Source organism: Actinoalloteichus spitiensis RMV-1378, assembly GCF_000239155.1.
GTDB lineage: Bacteria > Actinomycetota > Actinomycetes > Mycobacteriales > Pseudonocardiaceae > Actinoalloteichus_B > Actinoalloteichus_B spitiensis.
Genome location: NZ_AGVX02000262.1, coordinates 1 through 6,618 on the forward strand (window position 1 = coordinate 1; position 6,618 = coordinate 6,618).

General features: G+C 73.9%; 5 protein-coding genes. 4 read left to right on the plus strand and 1 reads right to left on the minus strand.

Annotation, left to right across the window (positions count from 1 at the left end):
* The first annotated feature begins 370 nt into the window (after positions 1-370).
* The 4 genes from ACTIDRAF_RS0212730 (at position 371) to ACTIDRAF_RS0212745 (ending at position 6,214) form a co-directional block, all read left to right on the plus strand.
* On the plus strand, positions 371-574 hold the full coding sequence (locus ACTIDRAF_RS0212730) for a DUF397 domain-containing protein (RefSeq protein ID WP_016699126.1): 204 nt from the start codon (positions 371-373) through the stop codon (positions 572-574).
* A gap of 192 nt (positions 575-766) precedes the next feature.
* The gene (locus ACTIDRAF_RS0212735; protein ID WP_157163007.1) at positions 767-4,045 is read left to right on the plus strand and encodes a S41 family peptidase; all 3,279 of its coding nucleotides are present in this window, start codon (positions 767-769) and stop codon (positions 4,043-4,045) included.
* Positions 4,046-4,289: 244 nt separating this feature from the next.
* On the plus strand, positions 4,290-5,102 hold the full coding sequence (locus ACTIDRAF_RS0212740; RefSeq protein ID WP_026066043.1) for a lytic transglycosylase domain-containing protein: 813 nt from the start codon (positions 4,290-4,292) through the stop codon (positions 5,100-5,102).
* Positions 5,103-5,296: 194 nt separating this feature from the next.
* Positions 5,297-6,214, plus strand: a complete 918-nt coding sequence (locus tag ACTIDRAF_RS0212745; protein WP_016699129.1) for a lytic transglycosylase domain-containing protein — start codon at positions 5,297-5,299, stop codon at positions 6,212-6,214.
* A 70-nt stretch (positions 6,215-6,284) separates the two neighbouring features.
* Here ACTIDRAF_RS0212745 and ACTIDRAF_RS0212750 read toward each other — a convergent pair whose 3' ends face one another.
* Positions 6,285-6,617, minus strand: a complete 333-nt coding sequence (locus tag ACTIDRAF_RS0212750) for a tetratricopeptide repeat protein (protein ID WP_052168813.1) — start codon at positions 6,615-6,617, stop codon at positions 6,285-6,287.
* Between the last annotated feature and the right edge of the window lies 1 nt (position 6,618).

The window sequence follows — 6,618 nt, forward strand, 5'->3', positions numbered from 1 at the left end:
GCCCCCCCCCAGCCGGTCCGCCGGTCCCCGCGGGTCGTCGTGCGCGGTGCCGCTACCGGCTCCTCCGGTCGAAGGACCGGTCCTGCCCGGACCCGGCCGCCGGGCCCATGCCCGGGTGGTGTGTCCGGTGCCGGTCCGTGGTCGGTCGCGCCCGAGGAACGCGATGCGGCCGGTGGGCGGCCCCGGTTCTCCCGGGAGATCCGCACCTGCCCGCCGACCCCGCTTCCGACCAGCGCCAACGCGACGGAGACCGTCCTGGTGGCGGGACGCCCGAACGGGAATCCGGCCTCGCTCTACTCTGCACTCGGTCGCGCTCAACGGCGAGGCGGCGGATCACCAACTCGTTGCGTTACCAGAGCGGAGCACCCGAATGTCGCACGTCCCCGTGGCCGGCTGGCGCAAGTCGCGCCGCAGCACCTCGCAGACGAACTGCGTCGAGATCGGTTCCGGCCCCGCCGTGGTGGGCATCCGGGACACCAAGAACCGGGCGGCCGGGACCCTCTACGTGAGACCCGACGTGTTCGGCGCGTTCCTCACCGCCCTCAAGGAGGGGCGGATCGGAGCCGGGCGCTGAGGCGAACGGCTCGCCCTCCCCGCCGTGCCGCTGCCCCCTGACGGCCGGGGCACGGGACGCCCGGTGACCGGTCACGTCCCGGAGCGGGCCACCGGGTCGGCGGTCGGCAGAGGAGGAGAGCTCGGCCGCTCGACCGGCGGGGAACGGTAATCATCCTGTCGGTGCGGGTGGCTCGTCGTTAGGGTGGCGGAGGTGAACATTGCCGGATACCTCCGCTTCCCCCATCTCCACGCGGATCTCCTCACCTTCGTCGCCGAAGACGATGTCTGGCTCGCACCGCTCGACGGCGGGCGGGCCTGGCGGCTCACCGCCGACCGTGCGCCGGTGACCAACCCCCGGTTCTCCCCCGACGGTGGCCAGGTCGCCTGGACCAGCACCCGCGACGGCGGCCGAGCCGAGGTCCAGGTCGTCGGCCTGGAGGGCGGTATCTCCCGCAGGCTCACCCACTGGGGGGCCGGTCGTAGCCGGGTGCTCGGCTGGCGGTCGGACGAGTCCGGCGCGCCCGCCGTCGTCGCGGCCTCCACGGTGGAGTCGCACGGTGCCCGCTCCTGGGCGTACTCGGTGCCCCTCGACGGCGGACCGGCCACCAGGCTGCCCTACGGGCCGCTGAACGACGTGTCCTTCGGTCCCGACGGCCAGGTGGTGCTCGGCAGCTACACCATGCGGGATCCGGGCCACTGGAAGCGCTACCGAGGCGGCACCACCGGCAAGATCTGGCGGGACCTCGACGGGACCGGGGAGTTCGAGCGCATCCACTCCGAACTCGACGGCAACCTCGCCAGCCCGCTGTGGGTGAACGGTCGGATCGTCTTCCTGTCCGACCACGAGGGCGTCGCGAACGTGTACTCCTCGGAGCCCGACGGGTCCGACCTGCGCCGGCACAGCGACCACGACCGCTTCTACGCGCGGTTCGCCAGCACCGACGGCCAACGGGTGGTCTACCAGCACGCCGGCGAGGTGTGGCTGCTGGAGGACCTCGACGGCACGCCCCGACGGGTCGACGTGACCCTCACCGGGGCGGGTGCGCTCCGCCGTCCCACCACCGCCACCGCCGCCGACCACCTGACCACGGCCGTGCCGGACCACACCGGTCGGGCCAGCGCGGTCCTCGCGAGGGGCACCGTGCACTGGGTGAGCCACCGGGACGGCCCGGTGCGCGCGCTGTCGGCCACCCCCGGGGTGCGGGCCAGGATGCCCCGGTTCGTGTCCGAGCGGCAGGCCGCCGAGAACGCCCCCGCCTCGGTCGTCTTCGTCACCGACGCCGACGGCGAGGACGCGCTGGAGATCGTGCCGGTCACCGGGGCGGAACCGGGCGCCGAGCCCCGCAGGATCGGCGCCGGGGAGCTGGGCCGTGTCCTCGCGCTGGAGGTCTCCCCCGACGGCCTGACGGCGGCGGTCAGCAACCACGACAACAAGCTCCTCACCGTCGACCTGGTCAGCGGCCGGATCCGGCTCGTCACCCGCGCCGAGGCCAGCGACCCGGGCGACCTGGCGTTCTCCCCGGACTCCAAGTGGCTCGCCTGGTCCCACCCCGGGCCGGACCCGTTGCGGCACATCCGCGCGGTGAACCTCGCCGCGGCCGTGGGTGACGCCGACGAGCTGCCCGCCTCCTCGATCGTCGACGTCACCGAGCTGAGGTTCGTCGACACCGAGCCGGTCTTCACCCAGGACGGCAAGTACCTCGCCTTCCTGTCCGAACGGACCTTCGACCCCGTGTACGACGCGCACGTGTTCGACATGTCCTTCCCGAACGCGTGCCGCCCGCACCTCGTGCCGCTGGCGGCCCTCACCCCCTCGCCCTTCGGGCCGACCACGCAGGGCCGCCCGGCTCCCGGGGAGACGGGGGAGGACGGCGAGTCGACGGACAGCGGTGGTGAGACCAGGCACGAGGCCACGGTCCTGAGCGTGGAGGGCATCGCCCAACGTGCCGTGCCCTTCCCCGTCGCGGCCGGGAACTACCACTCGCTGCTCCCCGTCAAGGGCGGCGTGGTGTGGCTGCGCGAGCAGGCCAGCGGCGTCCTCGGCGACGCGAGGCCCAGCCAGGACGCCAAGGCCGAGCAGGCCATCCTGGAACGCTACGACCTGAAGGAGAACCGGCTGGAGGTCCTCGTCGAGGACGTCGACCGGGTCGCGGTCAGCGGTGACGGCACGAGGCTGCTGCTGACCGACGGTGGCGCGTTGCGCCTGGTCCCCGCCGACCGCAAGGCCGAGTCGAACGGGCCCGGCGGTCCTGTCGAGATCGACCTGTCCAGGGTGCGGTTCACCCTCGACCGGGGTCGGGAGTGGCGACAGGCCTTCGACGAGGCGGGACGCCTGATGCGGGACCGGTTCTGGCGGTCCGACATGGACGGCGTGGACTGGGACGGCATCCTCGAGCGGTACCGCCCGCTGACCGAGCGCCTCGGCAGCCACGACGACCTGATCGACCTGCTGTGGGAGACCCAGGCCGAACTCGGCACCTCGCACGCCTACGCGGTGGCCCCTGGTGGCGGCGACCAGCAGCGGCGGCAGGGCAAGCTCGGTGCCGACCTGGTCAGGGACGAGGAGGGGAACTGGCGGATCGACCGCGTGCTCCCGGGTGAGACCTCGGACCCGGCCGCCAGGTCGCCGCTGCTGGCCCCCGGCGTCGCGGTGCAACCCGGCGACGTGCTCGTCGCCGTCGACGGCCTGCCGGTGGACCCGGTGACCGGCCCGGGTCCCCAGCTCGTCGGGAGCGCGGGCAAGGAGGTCGAGCTCACCGTCCGGCCGTGCGCGGGCGGGGCGGTCCGCCGCACCGTGGTGGTGCCGTTGGCGGGGGAGGAGGCCCTGCGTTACCAGGAGTGGGTGGCCGACCGCCGCTCCTACGTCCGGGAGCAGTCGGAGGGCCGACTCGGCTACCTGCACGTACCCGACATGATGGCCGTGGGGTGGGCCCAGCTGCACCGCGACCTGCGGTTGGAGACCCAGTACGAGGCCCTCGTGGTCGACCTCCGGGAGAACGGCGGCGGGCACCTCTCGCAGCTGGTCGTGGAGAAGCTGGCCCGCCAGATCATCGGCTACCAGTTCGACCGGGACGGCCGGGGCTACGCCAGCTACCCGAGCGACGCGCCGCGCGGGCCGGTGGTGGCGTTGGCCGACGAGCTGTCCGGCTCCGACGGTGACATCGTCACCGGGGCGATCAAGGCGTTGGGCGTCGGCACGGTGGTCGGGGTCCGCACCTGGGGCGGGACCATCGGCATCGACTCCCGGTTCCGGCTGGTCGACGGCACCCTGGTCACCCAGCCCGGCTACGCGACCTGGCTGCGGGGCCGGGAGTGGGGCATGGAGAACCACGGCGTCGAACCCGACATCGAGGTGGTGTGCCGGCCGCAGGACTGGGCCGCCGGTCGCGATCCGCAGTTGGACACCGCGATCCGCGTCGCACTGGATCAGCTCGCCGAACGGCCGGCGGCCGTCCCGCCGCGGTGGCCCGCCCCCCAGCAGGGGCGCTGACGCGCGGGGGACGGGGAGCCCGACCGGCGGCGGCCGTCCGTTGAGGACGGTGCGCCCCCGGCTCGGCGGGCGCCCCGTCCCCTCCGCGTGCTCGACGCGCCAGGGCCGAGGGGTGCCGGCCGCGGTCGCCCATGCGCTACCGTCCCGGAGGCCATCACCGCGTGGCTCATCCGGACGCGACCGCGCGGGGTGCTCCACAGGAGACCGCGCCGGCGCGAGTGAGGAGGACGGAGCGGTGTCCAACATGTCATCCGCCCCCGGGCGACGACGATGGGCCCGGTTGGTCGTCGGAGGCGTCACCCTGGCGCTGGCGTCCTCGGCCCTGGTCGCCTTCGTGTCCAGGGACGATCCGGCCGACGGGAACTACCTCCAGGCACTGGCGGAGGAGATGCCCGCCGTGGCGCCACCCGACGAGGGGGCCGGTCTTCCCCCGGTGTCCGTCGTCAGCGTCGACGGACCCACCCGGTTGGGGACGCGTCCGCAGGACCAGCTCATCGGCTGGTCGGAGGCGCTCGCCGACCCGTTGAACATCCCCAGGGCCGCTCTCCAGGCCTACGGCTACGCAGCCGCGACGGTACGGGCCGAGAACCCGTCCTGCGGGCTGGCATGGACGACGCTGGCCGCGATCGGGGCCGCCGAGTCCAACCACGGGCGGCACGGCGGCGCGACCCTGGACCGGACGGGACGTCCCAGTGAGCCCATCATCGGCATCCCGCTCGACGGTCGCCCGGGGGTCAAGGAAATCCTCGACACCGACGGCGGGGAACTCGACGGGGACGACGTGTACGACCGTGCCGTCGGCCCCATGCAGTTCCTCCCCCAGACCTGGGCGGAATGGGGAGTCGACGCCGACGGCGACGGGGTGGCCGACCCGCAGGACATCGACGACGCGGCGCTGGCGGCGGGCAACTACCTCTGCGATTCGGGCGGCGACCTGACCGAGCCGGCGGGGTGGTGGCGGGCGGTGCTCACCTACAACGAGAGCCGCGCCTACGCCACCGACATCCTCGAACGGGCCGAACGGTACGGACAGCTCAGCCGCGACGTCCTGCGGTGAGACCGCGTTCCCGGGGGCGGCGGGTGTGGACGCTCCCACCGGCGGGGAGGACCCTCCTCCGCGCGACCGCCGCCCCCTCCGGAACCGGCCAGCTCCGAACCCGAGGCCGGCCCCGCCACGCCGGGGCCGCCGTTCCGACGCCGAACCGGGACGTTTCGGGCTGTCCATTCGTTATCGACCAGTAATCTGACGGCGTGGTCACCATTCTGCCGCTGTCCTCACCGGCGACGCGTCCCCGGCGCCGCAGGCGAGGACCAGCGACCTTCCTCCGCTGGCTCCTCGTCCTGGCGTTGCTCGCCGGCTCGGCGTGGGTCGCGTTCCGGGTCCTCGACTTCGTGGACTCCTTCACGCCCTCCCGGGGAGCACCGGTCTCCACCCGCATCCCCATCGACCCGGCCGACGTGGAACCCCGCAGCGCGGTCCCCGCCGCTCCGGTCGCCGTCCCACCCGGCCCAGGAGAGGAGGGCGCGCCGCCGGTCGCGCCACCCGAGGTCGAGGAGGGGACGGCTCCGCCGGAGAGCTCCGCGCCACACCCGCCGCCCACCACCGTCGAGGAGTGGGCGGAACGGATGGCGACCGTGCTCGACGTTCCCGCCAGGGCGCTGCGCGCCTACGCGGCGGCCGAGGTGCGGATGCGCGCCGAACTGCCCGCGTGCGGAGTGCGGTGGAGCACCGTCGCGGCGATCGGCCGCATCGAGTCCGACCACGGGCAGATCGGCGGGCGCACCCTGGAGGAGGACGGGTTGCCCTCGGAACCGATCTACGGCGTGCCCCTCGACGGCGGGCCCGGGATCCGGGAGATGATCGACGAGGAGGCCAGCGCCGAGGCCGGGGAGACCGTCTACGTGCGCGCCGAAGGGCCGATGCAGTTCCTGCCGTCCACCTGGGACATCTGGGGCGCGGACGGGAACGGCGACGGCGTCGCCGACCCCCAGCACATCGACGACGCGGCGCTGGGCACCGCCCGCTACCTCTGCTCGGCCGGCGCCGACATGGACGACCCCACCGACTGGTGGAACTCGGTGTTCGCCTACAACAACTCGCTGGACTACGGGCAGCGCGTCTTCGGCCTCGCCGAGCGGTACGCCACCGTCGAGGTGCCCGCCCCCTGACGGCCGCCCGGAGCCACCTCGTGCGGCACCGGTCGTGCCGTCGAGCGGAAGGGCGGGAACCCGTCGGCGGTCACCGCTCGAACAGCGAGATCCGGGCCCGCACCTCGCCGAGGGCCTCCTGGTACGCGGGAGTGGGGTTCATGGAGGCCGCCAGCCGCAGCTGGGTCTGGGCCTCCTCCAGCCGTCCCTGGCGTTGCAGGGTCCTCCCGAGGGCCAACCGCGCGTAGTGGTCGGTCGGGTCCATCTCCACCGCCGCCGCGAAGGCCGCCTCGGCACGGCGGAGCTGTGCCGTGTAGTAGTAGGCCCGGCCGGCCAACACCTGCACGCTGGGTTTGTCCGGGTTCTCGGCGAGCACGCGGTCCAGCACCCGCAGTGCCTCGGCGGGCCGCCGCTGCCGCAGCAGC